Raw genomic sequence first — 18121 nt, forward strand, 5'->3', positions numbered from 1 at the left:
CCCCGCCGCCCCCGGCGGCCGGGGCGCGGCCCCCGGCGCCCCCCGCGGCCGCGGTCCCCCCCCCCCCCCCCTTTTTGTTCTCCGGGCTCGCTGGGGGTGGGTGTGGCTAATTTGGGTGGGGGGGGTGCCGGGCCCCCCCCCCCCCCCCTCAACTGCTGTATGGGGGCTTAAGCCGGAGTCGTCACCGCTTCCCGGCTCACCGCGCCGTCCCGCGCGGCCGCCCCCGCCTCCGCGTCCAGGCTTCGGCGGAAGGTCTCGGGAGCGACCGCCATCGTGGCCGCGGCGATGAGGGCACCCGCCGCCACCAGGGCCATCAGGCTCCAGGACGCCCCGCCGCTCCACAGGGCCACCGAAGTGGCCAGCATCGGGGTGAAGCCGCCGAGCACCACACTGCCTGCCTGGTAGCCGACCGACACTCCGCTGTACCGGACCCGGGCGGGGAACAGTTCGGCGTAGAACGCGGCCAGCGGGCCGAACACCGCGCCATGTCCCAGGGCCATCATCACGACCAGGGCCGGACAGACCAGCACCGGCGACCGGGTGTCGACCATCAGGAAGAACGGTCCCGCGAAGGCCGCCATGAAGAGCGCACCCCCGATGAACACCGGCCGGCGGCCCACCCGGTCCGAGAGCGCACTGCGCGGGCGGCGATGCGCGAACTGCTCGACGGCCCGCGGCCCCCGTCCGCCGTCTTCTGCGCCAATGACCTCACCGCCCTCGGTGCCGTGGACGGCGCGAGATCGCTGGGCGTGCGGGTCCCCGAGGACGTCTGGGTGGTGGGGTACGACGACATCGCGATGGCCGCGTGGGAGGCCTACGGCCTGACCACGGTGCGGCAGCCGATCACGGACATGGCGCGGATGGCGGTGCGGATGCTGATCGAGCGGATCGAGGACCGCACGCTGTCCGCCCGGCGCCGCGAGTTCCCGGCCGAGCTGGTGATCCGGAGGTCCACCGCCCATACGCCCGCCTCCTGACGGTGTTTCGGGGCGGGATTGCGTGGCGGGGTTGCGGGCGCCGCTTCCTGACGGCGCTTGGGGACGGCGTCGCGGTACGCCGCTCGGGACGGACACGAGCCGGGTCGCGGCATCGGCCTGCCCGAAACCGGGCCGTCGCGCCAGCGCATCGGTGACGCGCGGCCCGCGCTGCGCCATCTGGGTGGAATAGCCGCCCGTCCCCTGGCCCATCTGGCGTAGGCGCCCGCTTACTTGCAGATACCGACTGATGGGTCGCCCATACCTCTGTCGGGGGACGGTCGGCCTCTCTGCTTTGACGTAGACAGGCCGGCCGTATGGGCACCCCCGCGCAGAGGCCATGGCTCCGCGCGGCACGCGTCGCGCGGAGCCGGGCGGCTCATCCCAACCGCGATCCGGAAGGGGCCGCTCCCATGCCCGCGACCACCACTACCCTCAGCATCATCCCGAGTTCGCCCACGTGCGGCCAAACGGTGGTATTGACCGCCACCGTGTCGCCCGCACCCCCTGACGGCGAGACGGTTCAATTCATCATCAGCGACGACGGACCCACGCTGACCGGGACTCTCTTCGCCGGTCTGGCCTCCGCCCCGATCAGCACTCTGAACGTGGGAAGCCACACGGCGGCGGCTTCCTACCCGGGTGACGGGACCTTTGACCCGTCCAGCTCGGGGTTCCTGACGTTCACGGTGGGCAAGGCAGTGACAACGACGACGGTCACATCGATCACACCGGCTTCGCCGGTCTGCGGTCAGCAGGTGCAGGTGTGCGTTCAGGTCGCGTCGTCGGGGTCGGGGCCATGCCTGCCGTCCGGGCAGGTGCAGTTCGTGTTCACCAATGGTCCGACGGTGAACGCGACGCTGGACAACGCCGGTAACGCCTGTGCGACCGTCAATCTGTCCGTCGGCTCCCACCCCTTCACGGTCTCGTACCCCGGCAGTGCCACCACGGACCCCTCGTCGGCCAGCGGGACGGTCACCGTCGCGCAGGCCACGTCGAACATCCTCTTCACCTCGACGCCGGCTTCGCCGGTGTGCGGTCAGACGGTACAGCTGTGCGCGCATGTGACGGCGAGTTCGCCGAGCACGTGCCTGCCGACCGGGCAGGTGACCTTCGCGGTCTCCGGTGGGCCGACGCTGCTCGGGAACCTGGACGCCAACGGGAACGTGTGTGTGTCCACAACCGGCATCGCCCCGGGCACACACACCGTGACCGTCACCTACGCGGGCGACGGGAACGTACAGGGCACGTCGGTCACCGGATCGATCACGGTGGCCAAGGCGAACAGCAGCACCTCGCTGACCTCCTCGCCGAATCCGTCGACCTTCGGCCAGAACGTGACCTTCACGGCCACCGTGGTCGCGGTGGCCCCGGGCGCCGGAGTCCCCACGGGGAACGTGACGTTCACCATCAGCGGTGGCCCCACCCTCATGGGCACCCTGAACGGCGTCGGGCAGGCGACGGCCAGCACCAGCGCGCTGACCGCCGGGCCGCACACGGTCACCGCCACGTACAACGGCGACGGCTGCTTCAACCCCTCGACGTCCGCGGTCCTGACCCAGCAGGTGAATCCGAAGGCGACTACGCTCACCGCCGCCCCGGCCACGATCCGGATGCGGACCAACGGCACGTTCGTCATTCCCACCCTGAGCGCCACACTCACGGAGACGGCGACGAGCGCTGCCGTCGTCGGCCAGACCATCACCTTCAACGCCAACTCCGCGCTGGGCCCGTTGCTCCTGGGCAGCGCGGTCACGGATGCCACCGGAACGGCGACCCTCACCAATGTCACCGTCCCGTCCACCGTGCTCACCGCCCCGACGTACACCGCCACGTTCGCGGGTGCGCCCGGCTTCAGTGGGTCGACGGGCTCGGCGGCGCTGGTGTTCCAGCCGGTGCCGTTGCTCCCGTAGGGCTCCACGTCAGCTCGCCCGCGCCGGACCGCCGCCCCGCTCGCGTTCAGCCGCGATGCGGCAGTGTGCGGGGCGATGTCCCGGCGCGGTGCTGTGGCGGCCCGTCGGGCGGTTCAGCCCGCCAGGGTGTTGCGCAGGGCGGCGAGCCCGTCGGCGTAGATGCCGTGGAAGAGCGCGACGGCTTCGTCGTCGCTGACGCCGGTGGGGGTGAACGACCCGGACCACTCGACGCGCGACGCGTCGGACCGGCCGGGGACCTCGCGCACGCGCAGCGTGGAGAGGTAGTCGGTCACCGGGAACGGCGCTTCCAGGATGGCGTAGCTGTACGAGCGCGCCGCGTCGTCGAAGGCCACGAGCCGCTCGACGATCACGCCGCCTTCCTCGTTGCGCAGCCGGCGGACGCGGCCGCCCTCGGCGGCGACGCTCTCGGAGATGTACGGCAGCCAGTCGGGCAGCGCGTCGAAGCCGCCGATGAGCTGCCACACCCGCTCGGGTGGTACGGCCACGTCGAGCGTGGCGGTGGTGGAGGCCATGGAGATGCTCCTGTCCTAGGTGGGGGGAAGGGGGTTCGTCAGGCGGTGGGCAGGGGCGCGAGGGGGGAGACCAGCCCCGCCTCGCGGAGCTCGGTCCAGAACGCCGCGGGGATGGTCTCGTCGAGGGCCGCGACATCCTCGGCGATACGGCTGGGCCGGGTCGCGCCCGGGATCACGGCGGCGGCCGCCGGGTGGGCCAGGGAGAACTGCAGGGCGGCGGCCTTGACGCTGACGCCGTGCCGCTCGGCGAGCTCCTTGATGCGTGCCACCTTCTCGATGATGTGCGCGGGCGCGTCCTGGTACTCGAAGTGGGTGCCGCCCGCGAGGATGCCGGAGCTGTAGGGGCCGCCGACGACGAGGCTGACGCCCTGGTCGGCCGCCGTGGGGAGCAGGCGCTGCAGGGCGCGGTCGTGGTCCAGCAGGGTGTAGCGCCCGGCGAGCAGGAAGGCGTCCGGCTTCGGCTCGTCCAGGTCGAGGGTGAGCTCGATGGGTTCGACGCGGTTGACGCCGAGCCCCCACGCCTTGATCACGCCCTCGTCGCGCAGCTGCTGCAGGACGCGGAAGGCGCCGGTGCGGGCACTCTCGTAGACGGCGAGCCACTCGTCTCCGTGGAAGTCCTGGGCCACGTCATGGACCCAGACGATGTCGAGCCGGTCGGTGCGCAGGCGCTGCAGGCTGTCCTCGATGGACCGCTTGGTGGCGTCGGCCGTCCAGTCGTGCACGAGCTTGTTGGGACGGCCGTGCTCGAACAGACCGCCCTTCTCGCCGAGTTCACGGGCGGCGGGGTCCTCGACCTCGTCGAGGATGACCCGACCGACCTTGGTGCTGAGCACGTAACTGTCGCGGGGGCGCCCGGCGAGCGCGTCGCCGAGGCGTATCTCCGCCAGGCCCGCGCCGTAGAAGGGGGCGGTGTCGTAGTAGCGGATGCCGTGGTCCCAGGCGGCGTCGACGGTCGCGGCGGCCTCCTCGTCGGAGACGTCGCGGAACATGCTGCCCAGCGGGGCGGTGCCCAGTCCGAGGCGGCCCGGGAGCAGAGACGCGATGGTCATGAAGTGTCCTTGCGGAGAGAGGGGGAAGGGACGGACTCATGGCTCTCGGCCGGTCCGCCGTTCGTTCGCCTTCGACGTTAGGATCGGGACTTCAGACTGTCCAAGACTCTCTTGGATATACTTGAGTCCTCGGAGGTCTTAAATGCTTGACCTGCGACAACTGCGCTACTTCAGCGCCGTGGCCGAGACCGAACACGTCGGCCGCGCCGCCGAGCAACTTCACATCTCCCAGTCGCCGCTCAGCCGGCAGATCGCTCAGCTGGAGAAGAACCTCGGCCTGACCCTGTTCGAGCGCAGCCAGCAGCGCATCCGGCTCACCCGCGACGGTGCGATCTTCCTCAGCGAGGCACGGGCGCTGCTGCGCCACGCCGACCGGCTGGAGAACCTGGGTCGTCGGCTGGGCAGGGGCGAGGAGGGCGGGCTGTGCATCGGCTACGTGGCCGACGCCATGCACACCGGTGTGCTGCCGGGCGCGCTGCGCCGGCTCCAGGAGGAGAGACCCGGCATCCATGTCGCGCTGTACAGCATGGCCGCGGCCGAGCAGTTCGAGGGGCTGCGCCAGCGCAGCCTGGACATCGCCCTGGTGCGGGAGCCGCCGGACCGCGACGACCCCGTGCTGCGCGCCGCGTCGCTGCTGGAGGACCCGTTGCTGCTGGTCCTTCCGGCGGGCCACCCGCTGGCCGCTCAGGAGACCATCTCGGCGAAGGATCTGGACGGGCAGCCGTGGATCGCGGTCGAGGAGCCGGGTGACCCGGTGTGGCGGGACACGTTCGTCGCCTCGTGCGTGGCCTCGGGCTTCGCGCCCGACATCCGGCTCGACGCCGCGGATCCCTTGACGGCACTCGGCCTGGTGGCCTCCGGCCTCGGGCTGGCGCTGGTGCAGAAGAGCATGGTGCGTAGCGCCACGGAGGCCGTGGCCGTGCGCACACTGCCCTGGCATGAGGCGTCCGTCCAGCTGTGGGCGGTCTGGCACCACATCGATCTGCGGCCGGTCGTCGCCTCGTTCCGCGAGACGGTGCTGTCGGACGAGCGGGAGCTGGGCGCGGCGCCGCCGGCCGGTGGCCTCGCCTCCGGGGTGTGAGGTCAGCCGGGGAGCTCACACCCCGGAATTCGGAGTGACGAGGCGTCGAGGGGCGACGCCTCCAGTGAGGCCACGGCCGCGACCAGGGTGGTGAGCCTCGGGTCCCGCGCCGCCAGGTCGAGCGCCTCGCGCAGGGCGCCTTCGTACGTCGGCCGGGCCTGGCCGAGCAGGAGCAGCCCGGCCTCGGTGACATTGGTGTAGATCCCGCGCCGGTCGGTGGGACACAGGTAGCGGGAGAGGAGTTCGCGGTCCTCGAGCCGGGCGACCAGGCGGGTGGTGGCGCTCTGGCTGAGGGCGACCGCGTCGGCCACCTGCTTCATCTGCAGATGGCCGTTGTCCCCGTCGTGCTGCCGGCTCAGGACGTCCAGGACCGCGTACTCGCGGGCGCTGAGCCCATGGCGGGTGTGGAGAGCCCCCTCGAGATGCGTCTCGATCCTGCTGTGCAGCAGTGACAGGGCGCACCAGCTCTGGGCGAGGGGTGTGGCGACGAGGTCCGGTGTGGTGATGGGCGGTGTGGTCATGGATGCCTCCTGGTGCGGGGTGGGGCGGGGCCCGGTCGGGGGTCGGCGGCGGTGACGATGACGCGATACACAGCATGAGCAATATAGCGCGCTTGCAATTAGTGCGTCTGCAAGTATTGTGGGTGCTCGTAAAGAGCGATAGCAATCACTTGGAGTGAACTTTCATGCCCATCGCACTGCTGGCCCTCGCCATCGGGGCCTTCGGGATCGGAACCACCGAGTTCGTGATCATGGGGCTGCTGCCCGAGGTCGCCGGGGACTTCGATGTGTCCATCCCCACCGCCGGTTTCCTGGTGACCGGCTACGCGCTCGGCGTCGTGCTCGGCGCGCCGCTGATGACCGCGCTCGGTACGAAGATCTCCCGTAAGCGCATGCTGATGCTGCTGATGGGGCTGTTCGTGGTGGGCAATCTGCTCTCCGCGCTCGCCCCCGCCTTCGGGGTGATGGTCGTGGGACGGATCGTCGCCTCCTTCGCGCACGGCGCGTTCTTCGGCATCGGATCGGTCGTCGCGGCCGACCTGGTCGCGCCCGAGAAGAAGGCCGGAGCCATCTCGATGATGTTCACCGGCCTGACCATCGCCAACGTCGTCGGCGTGCCGCTCGGCACTTCTATCGGCCAGTCGCTGGGGTGGCGGACCACCTTCTTCCTCGTCGCCGCGCTCGGCGTGATCGGCCTGGCGGGCATCGCCAAGCTCGTTCCCGACATCCCCAAGCCGGAGGGTGTGCACCTGATCCATGAGCTGGCGGCCTTCCGCAACGCACAGGTGCTGCTGGCCATGGCGATGACCGTGCTCGGCTTCGGCGGTGTCTTCGCCGCCATCACCTACATCGCGCCGATGATGACCGAGGTGGCCGGCTTCGCGGACTCCTCCGTCACCTGGCTGCTGGTCCTCTTCGGTCTGGGCATGGTCGGCGGCAACCTCCTCGGGGGCCGGTTCGCCGACCGGGTCCTGATGCCGATGCTGTGCGTGTCGCTGGGCGCCCTCGCGCTGGTCCTCGCCGCGTTCACCTTCACCGCCCACAACAAGATCGCGGCCGCCATCACCATCGCGCTGATCGGCGCCCTGGGCTTCGCGACCGTGCCCCCGCTGCAGAAGCGGGTGCTGGACCACGCGGCGGGTGCCCCCACCCTCGCCTCCGCCGTCAACATCGGCGCCTTCAATCTGGGCAACGCGCTCTCGGCCTGGCTCGGCGGCATGGTGATCTCGGCCGGACTCGGTTACACGGCGCCCAACTGGGTCGGCGCCATCCTCGCCGGATCCGCCCTGGTCCTCGCCGTCCTCTCGGCCGCCCTGGAGCGCCGCGACGCCCACCGCGGCCACGAGGGCGCCACCACCGAGCCGGCCCACGCGTTCACCGGGCGGCACTGAGCCACCCCGTACCGCACACCGAAACAGCACCACCACCACTTCGCTAAAGGAGACCGACCCGCCATGAGCACCCCCGAGACCGCCGTCGCCCCGCTGACCACGAAGGACGCCGAGGCCCTTGTCCAGGCCGCCCGCGCCGCCGCCGAGTCGGCCGGGGTGGCGGCCGCGATCAGCGTCCTCGACGCCGGTGGCCATCCGCTGGCCTTCCGGCGCGACGACCGGGCCGTACTGATCGCGGGGGAGACCAGCACCCGCAAGGCGTTCACCGCGCTCCAGCTGGACGCCCCCACCGCGGGCCTGGTCGACGCGGTCCAGCCCGGAGGCGCCTTCCACACCCTGCCCACCGCCCTCGACCGCCCGCTGCTGTTCATCGCCGGTGGCGTTCCGGTCCACCGCGACGGCCGGCTGATCGGCGCGCTGGGCGTGGGCGGCGGCGCCCCCGAGCAGGACCACGAGATCGCCACCACGGCGGTCGCGACGCTCGGCTGAGACCCCGGAACCGCCGAGACCCCGGAACCGCCGAGAACCCGAACCGCAACCAGCACAGCACACACGACCCGACGAAGGACACCATGACCTCCGTACCCAACGTCACCCTCCACACCGGTCTCGAGATCCCGCAGCTGGGCTTCGGTGTCTTCCAGGTGGAGGACGAGCGGACCACCGGCGCGGTGCTCTCCGCCATCGAGGCCGGCTACCGCTCCATCGACACCGCGGCCGTCTACGGCAACGAGGCCGGCGTCGGCCGTGCCCTGGCCGAGTCCGGCGTCCCCCGCGAGGAGCTGTTCCTCACCACCAAGCTGTGGAACGCCGACCAGGGTTACGACTCCACCCTCGCGGCCTTCGACGCCGGTTTGGCCAAGCTGGGCACCGACTATGTGGACCTCTACCTGATCCACTGGCCGACCCCCGCCCGCGATCTCTACCTGGACACCTGGCGCGCCCTGGAGAAGCTGCTGGCAGACGGCCGCACCCGCGCCATCGGCGTGTCCAACTTCCAGCCCGCACACCTGGAGCGGCTACTGGACCACGGCGGTGTGGTCCCGGTCATCAACCAGGTCGAGCTGCACCCCTACCTCCAGCAGGGGGAGCTGCGGGCCTTCCACGCCCAGCACAAGATCGCCACCGAGGCATGGAGCCCGCTGGCCCAGGGCGCCCTGCTCCAGGACCCCGCCCTCGCCGCGATAGCGCGGCGACACGGCAAGTCGCCCGCCCAGGTGGTCCTGCGCTGGCACCTCCAGCTGGGGAACGTCGTGATCCCCAAGTCCGTGACCCCCGCCCGCATCCGGGAGAACATCGACGTCTTCGACTTCACCCTCACCCCTGAGGACATCGAGGCGATCAGCGCTCTCGACCGCGGTCAGCGCACCGGGCCGGACCCCGACACCCTCAACTGACCCCACCGCCACGCCACTCGACCACCCCCCCCACTCGACCGCGCCCCACTCGACCACCCCCACACGACCGCGCCGCCGCGGCCGTGCTCATCAGCCGGTCGGGGCGGCGCGGCCCGTTCCCGCCCCCGTTTCCCCTCTCCCGGAAGCCGTCCTCGCATCATGTCCACTGCCCTGAACCGTCTGACCCACCCCGGTGGCCGCCTCACCCTCGGCCTGGAACTCCCCCTGGACAACGACTGGGGGCAGTCCCGGCTCGCCACCGACCGCAAGGCGGGCCGTCCCTTCGGTGTGCCGTCCCTCGACGCACACGCCCACCTGGCCCGCCTCGCCGACCGGTCCGGATTCGCCGCCCTGTGGGTCCGTGACGTCCCGCTGTACGACCCGGTGCACTTCGGCGACGCCGGGTCGGTGTTCGAGACCTTCACCCACCTGGGACATCTCGCGGCGGTCACCGAACGCGCCGTCCTCGGCACCGCGGCCGTCGTCCTGCCACTGCGCCGGCCTCTTCTGGTCGCCAAGGCGGCCGCGACCGTCGACGTCCTGTCCGGCGGGCGCTTCGTCCTCGGTCTGGCCAGTGGTGACCGTCCCGTCGAATACCCGCTCTTCGGCGTCGAGTTCACCACCCGCGCCGAGACCTTCCGCACCAGCGTCGAGGTGCTGCGCACCGCCTGGGCCACCCCGCCCCCCGGCGAGGGGCTGGATCTGCCCCAGCTCGGCCTCACCCCCGACCGGCAACTCGACGTCCTGCCCAAGCCCACCGACGGGACCATCCCGATCGCGGTCGCGGGCAACGCCCAGCAGAGCCCGGAGTGGATCGCCGAACACGTCGACGCGAGCCTCAACTACCCCCGTGACCTGGGAGCGCTCCGTCTGAAGACGGAGCAGTGGCGGCGGCTGACGGCCGACCGCCCCAAGCCCTATCTGACCCCCATGATGCTCGACCTGCTGCCCGACCCCGCGGCCCCCGCCACCACCATCCGGCTCGGCCTCCGCACCGGCCGGGAGGGCCTTGTGGAGCACCTGGAGAAGATGTCCGCCCTCGGTGTCGCGCATGTCTCGTTCAACCTGCGGCCGAACGACCGCCCCGTCGAGGACGTCCTGGCCGAACTCGCCGACCACGTACTGCCGCACTTCCCCTCGCCCGCCGTCGCCGAGGGGCTTGCGGCGGGGTAGATCGCCGCATTCATTTGTCCCATGCAGTAGACACAGCGTTCATCTCATGAGAAAAAAGGTCGCAGCCCGGACCCTCACGGAGTCATGGGCAGCAGTGATCGGCCTTCTCGACGAGGAGTGACGTGCCTAGCGCAAGGGAGCATTCGAAGTGAGCAGGATGGGCGCGGCCGCGTCCTCGGCATCCGAGTCACCACCGCCGAGGACGGTCACTTTCACTCTGGACGGGGTCGGCAAGGTCTACCCGGGTGTCGTCGCCGTCTCCGACGTCACCCTGAGCGGCTACGCGGGCGAGGTGCTCGCCATCTGCGGTGCGAACGGCGCCGGCAAGTCGACGCTGACCAAGCTGCTCGCCGGTCAGGAGCGCCCCACCAGTGGGCGGGTGATCGTGCACGGATACGACGGCGAGATCACCACACCCTCCGCGGCCCTGGACGCCGGAGTGCTCCTCATGCACCAGGAGCCGGTCATCGTCGACACCTTCAGCGTCCAGGAGAACGTCTGGCTGACCGGCCTCAGCGCGGCGGGCCGCCGCAGGCCGTGGCAGCTCGTCGGGGGACGCGACCGCACGGAGCGTACACGCGCCGCCCTCGGTGTGGTCGGGATGCGCGAGGTGGACCTCGGCCTGCCGGCCGGACGGCTCGGCCCTGGCCCCCGTCAGATGGTGGCGCTCAGCCGGTCCCAGGTGAACGAGCATCGTGTGCTGCTGCTGGACGAGACCACCGCCTCCACCACCGAGGAGCACTTCAAGGACGTCGAGGCACTCGTGCGCAAAGAGCGCGAAGCCGGTGCCACGGTCGTCTTCGTCTCGCACCGCATGCCGGAGGTGTTCGCGCTCGCCGACCGCATCGCGGTCATGCGCAACGGCTCCCTCGTGGATGTGGTCGACACCGCGGACACCACGCCCGACGAGATCATGACGCTCATGATCGGCGAGGCCGTCATGGCCCTGGAGCCACCCGAGCCGGTGGCCGCGGCGGACGCCCCCACCCTGCTTGAGGTGCGGGACGTGTCCTCGGGATCGGCGTCCGGCATCTCCTTCTCGGTGCGGGAAGGCGAGATCGTCGGCGTCTACGGACTGGTCGGCAGCGGGCGCAGCTCCCTCGCCCGGTCCATCTCGGGGCACCAGCACCGCGACACCGGCACCGTGCGGGTGCGCGGCCACGAGGTGAACCCGCGCTCACCGCGGGCCGCCCTGCGCCAGGGGATCGCCTACCTCAGCGAGGACCGCCGGCGTGAGGGGTTCGTCAAGGACTTCGACAACGCCACCAACCTCACGCTGAGCACGCTGGGCGCGTTCTCCACCGGCGGAGTGATGCACACCCGCCGGGAGCGCCGCCGGGTGGCGCGGCTGGTCTCCGACTTCGGGATCAAGGGCGGCGCCGACCAGCTGACCAGCTCGCTCTCCGGTGGCAACCAGCAGAAGGTGTGCATAGCCAAGGCGCTCGAGAGCGAGCCCGACGTCGTCGTGCTGGACGAACCGACCAAGGGCATCGACGTCGGTGCCCGGCTGAACATCTATCAGATCGTGCGCGGCCTCATCGAGCGGCGCAAGGCGGTCGTGGTCGTCACCAGCGAGGCCGAGGAGGCCCTGGCCCTGTGCAACCGGGTGATCGTGCTGCGCGACGGCGTCATCGCCGGCGAGTTCGGCTCGAAGACCAGCACCACCGACGACCTGACCCGTACCGCCCTCGGAGGAGAAGTCCAGTGAGCCACGACACCGCGACCAGGACGGCCGCCGCACCAGCCGCGGACGACGAGGGGACGGCGCCCGCCCACGGCCTGACGCCGCGCCGGGCCGGGCAGTGGGCGAAGGAGCAGTACCCGCTCTACATCCTCATCGCGCTGCTGATCTTCGCGGGCCTCACCTCCGACGCCTTCTTCTCCTCGTACAACGTGTCCAATCTGCTGCTACAGGTCTCGGTGATCGGCATCGTCACCCTCGCGCAGTTCCTCATCGTGCTCACCGGTGGCATCGACATCTCCGTCGGCGCGGTCGCCGGGCTCGCCGGGGTGCTCTCCGCCGGGCTCTTCGGCGGCGGGAACACGTTGCTCGCCGTGGCGGTGGCGATCGTGCTGGGCGGCGCCATCGGTGTCTTCAACGGCTATCTCATCGCCTACCGCGGGCTCGAAGCGTTCATCGTGACCCTCGGCATGCTCGCGCTGGGCCGCGGGCTCGTCTACGCCTACACCGAGGGCCAGCCGATCAGCCCCCACGCCGCCGACTTCCGTACCATCGCCACGACGGCGGTCGGCGGCGTCCCCGTGCTCGGCATCGTGTGGATCGTGCTCGCGATGGCCATGGCCTTCCTGACCCGCCGCACCGTGTTCGGGCGCCGTGTGTACGCGCTCGGCAGCAGCAAGGAGGCCGCCCACGCCTCGGGTGTGCCGGTGAAGGCCACCATGATCACGGTGTATGTGATCGCCGGTGTGCTGGTCGGCTTCGCGGGCTTCCTGCTCGCCGCCCGCATCGGCGCGGCCACTCCCACCGGAGGGGACAACTACGAGATCGACTCGATCGCGGCGGTGGTCATCGGCGGTGCCAGCCTCGTGGGCGGTCGCGGCCGGGTGCTCGGCGCGTTCCTGGGCACGCTCATCTTCGGCGTGATCTCCAACCTGCTGGTGCTGCTCAACGTCTCCACGTTCCTCCAGGACGCCTTCCGCGGGGCCCTGATCATCTTCGCGATGGTCCTCACCACCGTCCAGTTCACCCGGCGCCGTCGGCAGCGGACCGCACACTCCTGAGCCCGGCGCATGACCAGACACGACACGGAGATCTGCATGACAACCATGCGACGGGGCCCGCTCGCCGCGCTGTCCGCGGCGGCGCTGGTCCTGGCCGGCTGTACGACCATCGGTGGCAAGGCGTCCTCGGGCGGCCCCAAGGAGGCCAAGAAGCCCACCGATGTCACGATCGGATTCTCCCAGCGGCAGCTGGACGCGCCCTACTTCGCGGCGATGGTCGACGCGGCCAGGAAGAAGGCCAGGAAGCGGGGTTTCCACCTGGAGGTGCAGAACGCCGACGGGGACGCCGTCACCCAGCTGAACCAGGCCCAGACCCTGGTGGCGCAGGGCATCGACGTCCTCGTGGTCGACGCGATGAGCCCGAAGACACAGAAGGTACAGCTGAAGGACGTGGCGGGGGAGGTGCCGCTGGTCTTCGTCGACACCGGTATCGAGGGGGTCGGTGTCACCTCCGTCTCCTCCGACAACTACGCGATCGGCAAGCTCTCGGGCCGGCTCGCGGCCAAGCGGTTCCACCGTGGCTCGACGATCAGCCTGGCCGTCCTCAACGGCGGCCCGGACGACGAGATCGTCGGCCCCGACCGCCAGCGGGGATTCCTCGACGGTCTGCGCGCAGGTGGCGTCAGGTACCACATCGTGGCCAGGACTCCCGCGAACTACTCCCAGGACGCCGCGGTACCGGCCACCGAGTCGATCCTCGCCGCACACCGGAACGTGGACCTGATCGTGGGCCTCAACGACTCGATGACGCTCGGAGCCCTCAGCACCCTGCGCGACAAGGGCAACAAGAAGACGCTGGTGGCCGCGGCGGCGGACGGGCAGAAGCAGGCGCTCCAGGAGATCAGGGCGGGCGGATGCGACGGCCGGTACATCTCCACCGGCCTGAACTCGCCCAAGCTGGCCGCCGACCTCGCCTTCGACCTCGCGCTGCGGATCGGCACCGGCGATGTGGCGCCCAAGGACATCGAGAAGCAGCGCTACACCAAGGCCGCGGGCATCAACTGCGAGAACGTGGACGACTTCCTCGACCCGCACTCCGTTTTCTGAGCCGGGGCCGCGCGCATACGGCCGGGGCCGGAATCTCACGATTCCGGCCCCGTCCCTTTGTGATGCGATGGGTCAATCGCGTTCGTAGACCGCGTTCGGCATGTCGCCGTTGATGGTGTAGCCGCCGTCGACCGAGAGCGTCGCCCCGGTCGAGTACGAGGCGTCCTCGGAGGCCAGATAGGCGATCGCCGCGGCCACCTGCTCGGCGCGGGCCACCGCGCCGAGCGGGATGCGCCGGTTCAGCGAGGCCACGACGTCGTCCGTGTAGAGGGGCGTGGTCAGCGCGGACCAAGTGGCCCCGGGGCGTACCGCGTTGACCGTGATGCCGTGCTCGGCCCACTCTCCCGCGAGGGTGAAGGTGAGCGCCTCGATCCCGCCCTTGGAGGCGGCGTAGGCGGCCGCCTCGCGCAGCGAGATCACCGAGTGGATCGACGAGACATTGACGATACGGCCCGGCCGCTTCGCCGCCACCATGTGCCGCGCGACCGCGGTGGCCATGAGGAACACCCCGCGCAGATTGACGCCGAGCACGGTGTCGAAGTCGTCCGCGCTCATCTCCAGTGCGGGGGAGATGCGCAGGATGCCCGCGCTGTTCACCAGCGAGAACGGAACACCGAGCGTGGCCACCACCTCGTCCACGGCCTTCCGCACCTGGTCGGGGTCGGAGACGTCCACCGCGAAGGGTGCGGCGGAGCCACCGGCGCCGGCGATCGTGCGCGCGGACTCCTCGGCGCGCTCGGCCGAGATGTCGAAGACGGCCACGGAGCCGCCCTCGCCCGCGATGCGCTCGGCCGCGGCCCGGCCGATGCCCGCCCCCGCCCCGGTGACGATCGCGACGCGATCGGTGAATCGGCTCATGCCACGCCCTCTCCCTCGTCCGAGACGGTGATCAGCACCGGCACGCCCCGTTCGTCGACATCGACCGGCACCTCGTCGTCGGCGATTTCATGGACGCCGAGCGTGAACTCGGCGCTCAGCGTGGATCCTCCGGCGATGACGGGCACGCCGGGGCGCTCCAGCCGCTTATCGAGCGGCATGAACGGGGAGGTGGTGTGCGGTTCGACCGCCACGATGTGCTCGGTGCCCCACCAGGGGTAGTCATCGGGCGCGTGGCACTCCTGCCACACCCAGATCTCGGGGAACAGCTCGGACTGCCAGCTCATCGTCGCCACCAGACCGCAGCCCGGTGAGCGCAGCCCGAACCAGCCGCCCGTGACGGTGGCGTAGCCGAGGTCGGCCGTCGGGCCCTCGCCCGGGGCGAGTTCGAGGGCTCCCACGCCCGGGGCCACGGCGGGCACCCGGCGCATCTCGCCGGGTGCCATCCACTGCCGGGCGCCGAAGTCCTCCGGATGCGCGGTGACCTCCTCGAACGGGCCGTACACGGTGGCCGCGCGGGCCACGGTCGCGGTGTTGAAGGCGGGATGCAGGCCCCAGTTCGAGGGGAGGGCCCGGGTGGAAAGGTTCTCCACCTCGCTCCTGAAGCGCAGCACGGAGCCGTCGAGCGAGAAGGTCTTGGTCATGCGGAACGGGTAGCGGGCGAGCCGGGTGACACACCGCAGCGCGGTCCCGCCCGCCGTCTCCACGGCCTCGGCCGCCCACGAGCGGCGGGCCGCCTCACCGTGGAACGGCAGCGGAGCGCCGTGCACGGTGGTCGGTGGCCCCGCGTTCGGGAACAACTCCTGTATGCCGCCCGCGTAGTTGTCGAAGAACGACACATCGCTCGCGTCCGCCGTGTCGGCGGCCGGCACCCGGTCCACCCAGTGCGGGTGGCGCCACAGGATCTCCTCGCCGGTGGCCTTCCAGACCAGCGAGAGGATGTCGGTGCCCCGGGCCGGGTTCACCACCACCGTGACCGCGTCGTTCTCCAGTGTCCACGCGCCGCCGTCGACGGGCCGGACCGAGGTCGCGCTCGCCATGCTCACTCCCATCCGATGACCGACTTGCCGACGCTGCCCGCTGCGAAGTCCGCGAAGGCGTCGGGGCCCTCCTCGATCGAGGAGACGCTGGTGATGATCGGAGCGAGGTCCACACCGAGCCGGCCGGCCTCCGCCACGGCCTCCATCATCAGCGGCACGCTGAAGACGAACATTCCGCGCAGGGTCACCTGACGCATAATCAGATCCGGTACCGGGTCGATGGCGAAGTCGGGGCCGAGCCCGACGAACACCACCGTGCCCCAGGTCTTCACCACCTCGACGGCGGTACGGCGGCCGTGGACGTTCCCGGAGGTGTCGATGACGGCGTCCGCGCCACCGGGCACCACGGCCTCGATGTCGAAGCCCGCGGAATCGTGGACATCGGAGTAGCCGAGGCTCTCGGCGAAGGCGCGGCGCTCGGGGCTCGGGTCGGTGCCGATGGCGCGCAGGCCGAACGCCTTCGCCCAGGCGAGCACGGCGAGACCCACCGGGCCCACGCCGATGACGACCACGGTCTCGCCCGGCTTCACCTCCGAGCGGAGCAGCGCCTGGTAGGCGGTCGTGGCACCACAGGCGAGGAACGCGCCGACGGGGAAGCTCACCTCGTCCGGCAGCACCACGCAGTCCTTGGCCGTGACGACCAACTCGTCCTGACAGCCACCGGGCCGGTTGAGCGAATACACCCGCGCTCCGCGCTCGCAGTGCACATCCCAGCCGCGCCGACAGCTCTCGCACTGGCCGCAGCCGGAGTAGTGCTGCACCGCGACCCGGTCGCCCACCCGTGGGTGGCTCACACCGGGGCCGACCGCCTTGACCACACCGGCGATCTCATGGCCGGGCGTCATCTCGGGCGAGCGCGGCTGAGTGGCGTGCCGCATCTCCTCGTGTGTCATATGGAAGTAGTGCAGATCGCTTCCGCACAGGCCGGCCGCCTTCATATCGAGGACCAGCTCGCCCGGGCCGGGCTCGGGGAGCGGTGCGTCGACGACGGCGACCTTCTCCTTCGCGGCGAACCGCAGCGCACGGACCGTGGCGGTCGGCGCGGTGGTGGTCGTCATGATGTCTCCTTTCCTGGGGCGCGGGAGGCGCGGGATGCGGGTCGGCGGAGTGCCGAGATGTCAGCCGCGTACAGCGCCGACTCGGTGGTGACGGCGGGGTCGACGGTGCCGAGCGGCGGTGAGCAGCAGAGGTGGAGGAGGGACTGGTCGGCGCCGCCGATGGCGACCGCGTAGGGGCTGAGGCCGCCGGTTTCGACGAGGGCGAGGAGGGTGCCGTCCGGGGCGAGCAGGCGTGCGCCGTGTCCGGTCGAGGAGGCCACCCAGACCCGGTCGTGGGCGTCGATGGCCAGACCGTCGGGCAGTACGGGAAGCTCGCGGGTGGCGCGTTCGATGTCGAGGTGGCCGGGCGGGCTGCCGAACTGCTTCCACACCCCCCGCTCTCCGAGCGTGGGCGCCCCGTCGCGGCTCCAGGCCACTGGCCACGAGGAGACGCGTCCGGCGAAGGTCTCCGCCACCAGCAGCCGCCGGCGGTCGGCGGTGAGCACCATGCCGTTGGGGAAGACGAGCCCGTCGCCCTGGAGATCGGCTCGGCCGTCGGGGGAGACCCGCACCAGGGCGGTCTCGCGCAGGGAGTCGGGCTCGGCGTCCGTATTGCCGAAGTTGCCGATGAGGGCCCAGCCGGACTCGGTGACGAGCATGTCGTTGGCCACGCCCTCGATGAGGTGGCCGAAGCGCGCCACGGTGGTGAGCGCCCGGCCGTCCCACCGCAGCATGGCGCGCTCCAGCATCGAGACGATCAGCAGCGACCCGTCGGGCGCGAATCCGAGCCCGGACGGCCGGCCGGGCACCTCGCACACCGTGCGCACCTCATGGCCGGTGTCCGGCGAGCGGCCCGGACGGAAGGCGAGGACGCGCCCGCTGTAGAAGTCGGACGCGAACAGTTCGCCGTCGCGCCATCGGGGGCCCTCGAGAAAGGTGAATCCGCTCGCGACGGGGGCGGCGTGGACGGTCGTCACCGATGGGCGCATGAGGCTCCTGTTCGTCGTGGCACCGCGAGGCGGTCACGAAGGTGGCCACGGCACATTCTCATGGTGCGGACTGGATGTCTAGTGGATGAGAATTCGCGAACCAGGGCTTCAGGCTATCGGCCCAGATGGCAGTCATCCTGTACGTACAGCATGTCAAGGGGGATGAGTCGGGGTGCGACGGGGCCGCGGGGTCGCGAAAAGGGGGGGGGGGGCCCCCGGCGCAAACAGGCGCCCCCCCCCGGCGGGGGGGGGTGTGACACGCCCGGGGGGGGGGCGGGGGGGGGGGGGGGGGGGGGGGTGGCCCCGCTCCGCCGGCGCGGCCTCGGCGACACCTTCACCGTGCTCACCGGCTCCGAACTGTCGGTGGACGGCGCCCTGC

General features: G+C 71.1%; 17 protein-coding genes and 1 pseudogene. 10 read left to right on the forward strand and 8 right to left on the reverse strand.

Features of this window, described 5'->3' with window-relative positions:
- Positions 1 to 167: 167 nt before the first annotated feature.
- Positions 168 to 704, reverse strand: coding sequence for an MFS transporter (locus ACFXB5_RS06875; RefSeq protein WP_385203424.1), 537 nt, complete (start codon positions 702 to 704; stop codon positions 168 to 170).
- Here ACFXB5_RS06875 and ACFXB5_RS06880 point away from each other — a divergent pair.
- Both ACFXB5_RS06880 and ACFXB5_RS06885 read left to right on the forward strand, forming a co-directional pair.
- A pseudogene (locus ACFXB5_RS06880) lies at positions 612 to 977 on the forward strand (substrate-binding domain-containing protein); the annotation flags it as partial. The gene ACFXB5_RS06875 and the pseudogene ACFXB5_RS06880 sit on opposite strands and share 93 nt — an antisense overlap.
- Before the next feature lie 410 nt (positions 978 to 1387).
- Positions 1388 to 2887 (forward strand): Ig-like domain repeat protein, encoded by a 1500-nt coding sequence (locus ACFXB5_RS06885; RefSeq protein WP_385203356.1) that lies wholly within the window; start codon positions 1388 to 1390, stop codon positions 2885 to 2887.
- A gap of 113 nt (positions 2888 to 3000) precedes the next feature.
- Here the strand turns inward: ACFXB5_RS06885 and ACFXB5_RS06890 are convergent, their stop codons facing one another.
- Positions 3001 to 3420 carry an SRPBCC family protein gene (locus ACFXB5_RS06890; protein WP_385203359.1) on the reverse strand — a complete coding sequence of 140 codons (420 nt, stop codon included), beginning with the start codon at positions 3418 to 3420 and terminating at the stop codon, positions 3001 to 3003.
- Positions 3421 to 3458: 38 nt separating this feature from the next.
- Complete coding sequence (locus ACFXB5_RS06895) at positions 3459 to 4469, reverse strand: aldo/keto reductase (RefSeq protein WP_385203361.1); 1011 nt, start codon at positions 4467 to 4469, stop codon at positions 3459 to 3461.
- Between the two features lie 142 nt (positions 4470 to 4611).
- Between ACFXB5_RS06895 and ACFXB5_RS06900 the strand changes: the two genes are divergently transcribed.
- Positions 4612 to 5550, forward strand: coding sequence for a LysR substrate-binding domain-containing protein (locus ACFXB5_RS06900; protein WP_385203363.1), 939 nt, complete (start codon positions 4612 to 4614; stop codon positions 5548 to 5550).
- 2 nt (positions 5551 to 5552) lie between these two features.
- On the opposite strand, the gene ACFXB5_RS06905 is transcribed toward ACFXB5_RS06900, so the two are convergent.
- Complete coding sequence (locus tag ACFXB5_RS06905) at positions 5553 to 6071, reverse strand: MarR family winged helix-turn-helix transcriptional regulator (RefSeq protein ID WP_385203365.1); 519 nt, start codon at positions 6069 to 6071, stop codon at positions 5553 to 5555.
- 164 nt (positions 6072 to 6235) lie between these two features.
- Between ACFXB5_RS06905 and ACFXB5_RS06910 the strand changes: the two genes are divergently transcribed.
- The 7 genes from ACFXB5_RS06910 (at position 6236) to ACFXB5_RS06940 (ending at position 13800) form a co-directional block, all read left to right on the forward strand.
- Complete coding sequence (locus ACFXB5_RS06910; protein ID WP_385203368.1) at positions 6236 to 7441, forward strand: MFS transporter; 1206 nt, start codon at positions 6236 to 6238, stop codon at positions 7439 to 7441.
- Between the two features lie 63 nt (positions 7442 to 7504).
- The gene (locus ACFXB5_RS06915; protein WP_385203371.1) at positions 7505 to 7930 is read left to right on the forward strand and encodes a heme-binding protein; all 426 of its coding nucleotides are present in this window, start codon (positions 7505 to 7507) and stop codon (positions 7928 to 7930) included.
- 83 nt (positions 7931 to 8013) lie between these two features.
- The gene (locus ACFXB5_RS06920; protein ID WP_385203373.1) at positions 8014 to 8838 is read left to right on the forward strand and encodes an aldo/keto reductase; all 825 of its coding nucleotides are present in this window, start codon (positions 8014 to 8016) and stop codon (positions 8836 to 8838) included.
- A gap of 159 nt (positions 8839 to 8997) precedes the next feature.
- Positions 8998 to 10011: an LLM class oxidoreductase gene (locus ACFXB5_RS06925; protein ID WP_385203376.1), complete on the forward strand. Its 1014-nt coding sequence runs from the start codon at positions 8998 to 9000 to the stop codon at positions 10009 to 10011.
- 157 nt (positions 10012 to 10168) lie between these two features.
- The gene (locus ACFXB5_RS06930; protein ID WP_385203427.1) at positions 10169 to 11719 is read left to right on the forward strand and encodes a sugar ABC transporter ATP-binding protein; all 1551 of its coding nucleotides are present in this window, start codon (positions 10169 to 10171) and stop codon (positions 11717 to 11719) included.
- On the forward strand, positions 11716 to 12753 hold the full coding sequence (locus ACFXB5_RS06935; RefSeq protein WP_385203379.1) for an ABC transporter permease: 1038 nt from the start codon (positions 11716 to 11718) through the stop codon (positions 12751 to 12753). Before ACFXB5_RS06930 ends, ACFXB5_RS06935 begins: the two co-directional genes overlap by 4 nt.
- Positions 12754 to 12789: 36 nt before the next feature.
- Positions 12790 to 13800 (forward strand): sugar ABC transporter substrate-binding protein, encoded by a 1011-nt coding sequence (locus ACFXB5_RS06940; RefSeq protein ID WP_385203381.1) that lies wholly within the window; start codon positions 12790 to 12792, stop codon positions 13798 to 13800.
- Between the two features lie 72 nt (positions 13801 to 13872).
- On the opposite strand, the gene ACFXB5_RS06945 is transcribed toward ACFXB5_RS06940, so the two are convergent.
- From ACFXB5_RS06945 to ACFXB5_RS06960, 4 genes are read right to left on the reverse strand one after another with little or no spacing between them, the layout of a single operon-like run.
- On the reverse strand, positions 13873 to 14658 hold the full coding sequence (locus tag ACFXB5_RS06945) for an SDR family NAD(P)-dependent oxidoreductase (protein ID WP_385203384.1): 786 nt from the start codon (positions 14656 to 14658) through the stop codon (positions 13873 to 13875).
- Positions 14655 to 15716: a hypothetical protein gene (locus ACFXB5_RS06950; RefSeq protein ID WP_385203386.1), complete on the reverse strand. Its 1062-nt coding sequence runs from the start codon at positions 15714 to 15716 to the stop codon at positions 14655 to 14657. The genes ACFXB5_RS06945 and ACFXB5_RS06950 overlap by 4 nt, the downstream gene beginning before the upstream one ends.
- A gap of 2 nt (positions 15717 to 15718) precedes the next feature.
- Positions 15719 to 16774: an alcohol dehydrogenase catalytic domain-containing protein gene (locus ACFXB5_RS06955; protein ID WP_385203389.1), complete on the reverse strand. Its 1056-nt coding sequence runs from the start codon at positions 16772 to 16774 to the stop codon at positions 15719 to 15721.
- Positions 16771 to 17742 (reverse strand): SMP-30/gluconolactonase/LRE family protein, encoded by a 972-nt coding sequence (locus ACFXB5_RS06960; protein WP_385203392.1) that lies wholly within the window; start codon positions 17740 to 17742, stop codon positions 16771 to 16773. The genes ACFXB5_RS06955 and ACFXB5_RS06960 overlap by 4 nt, the downstream gene beginning before the upstream one ends.
- Positions 17743 to 18121 lie beyond the last annotated feature (379 nt).

Origin of the sequence: Streptomyces sp. NPDC059455, assembly GCF_042750115.1 — a bacterium.
GTDB lineage: Bacteria > Actinomycetota > Actinomycetes > Streptomycetales > Streptomycetaceae > Streptomyces > Streptomyces endocoffeicus.

Excerpts from the sequence above, each read along its gene's own strand:
- ACFXB5_RS06895 (WP_385203361.1), bottom strand. The coding sequence starts at position 4,469 with ATGACCATCGCGTCTCTGCTCCCGGGCCGCCTCGGACTGGGCACCGCC.
- ACFXB5_RS06910 (WP_385203368.1), top strand. The coding sequence starts at position 6,236 with ATGCCCATCGCACTGCTGGCCCTCGCCATCGGGGCCTTCGGGATCGGA.
- ACFXB5_RS06885 (WP_385203356.1), top strand. The coding sequence starts at position 1,388 with ATGCCCGCGACCACCACTACCCTCAGCATCATCCCGAGTTCGCCCACG.
- ACFXB5_RS06940 (WP_385203381.1), top strand. The coding sequence starts at position 12,790 with ATGACAACCATGCGACGGGGCCCGCTCGCCGCGCTGTCCGCGGCGGCG.
- ACFXB5_RS06915 (WP_385203371.1), top strand. The coding sequence starts at position 7,505 with ATGAGCACCCCCGAGACCGCCGTCGCCCCGCTGACCACGAAGGACGCC.
- ACFXB5_RS06950 (WP_385203386.1), bottom strand. The coding sequence starts at position 15,716 with ATGGCGAGCGCGACCTCGGTCCGGCCCGTCGACGGCGGCGCGTGGACA.
- ACFXB5_RS06930 (WP_385203427.1), top strand. The coding sequence starts at position 10,169 with ATGGGCGCGGCCGCGTCCTCGGCATCCGAGTCACCACCGCCGAGGACG.
- ACFXB5_RS06905 (WP_385203365.1), bottom strand. The coding sequence starts at position 6,071 with ATGACCACACCGCCCATCACCACACCGGACCTCGTCGCCACACCCCTC.
- ACFXB5_RS06960 (WP_385203392.1), bottom strand. The coding sequence starts at position 17,742 with ATGCGCCCATCGGTGACGACCGTCCACGCCGCCCCCGTCGCGAGCGGA.
- ACFXB5_RS06955 (WP_385203389.1), bottom strand. The coding sequence starts at position 16,774 with ATGACGACCACCACCGCGCCGACCGCCACGGTCCGTGCGCTGCGGTTC.
- ACFXB5_RS06920 (WP_385203373.1), top strand. The coding sequence starts at position 8,014 with ATGACCTCCGTACCCAACGTCACCCTCCACACCGGTCTCGAGATCCCG.
- ACFXB5_RS06945 (WP_385203384.1), bottom strand. The coding sequence starts at position 14,658 with ATGAGCCGATTCACCGATCGCGTCGCGATCGTCACCGGGGCGGGGGCG.
- ACFXB5_RS06890 (WP_385203359.1), bottom strand. The coding sequence starts at position 3,420 with ATGGCCTCCACCACCGCCACGCTCGACGTGGCCGTACCACCCGAGCGG.
- ACFXB5_RS06925 (WP_385203376.1), top strand. The coding sequence starts at position 8,998 with ATGTCCACTGCCCTGAACCGTCTGACCCACCCCGGTGGCCGCCTCACC.
- ACFXB5_RS06900 (WP_385203363.1), top strand. The coding sequence starts at position 4,612 with ATGCTTGACCTGCGACAACTGCGCTACTTCAGCGCCGTGGCCGAGACC.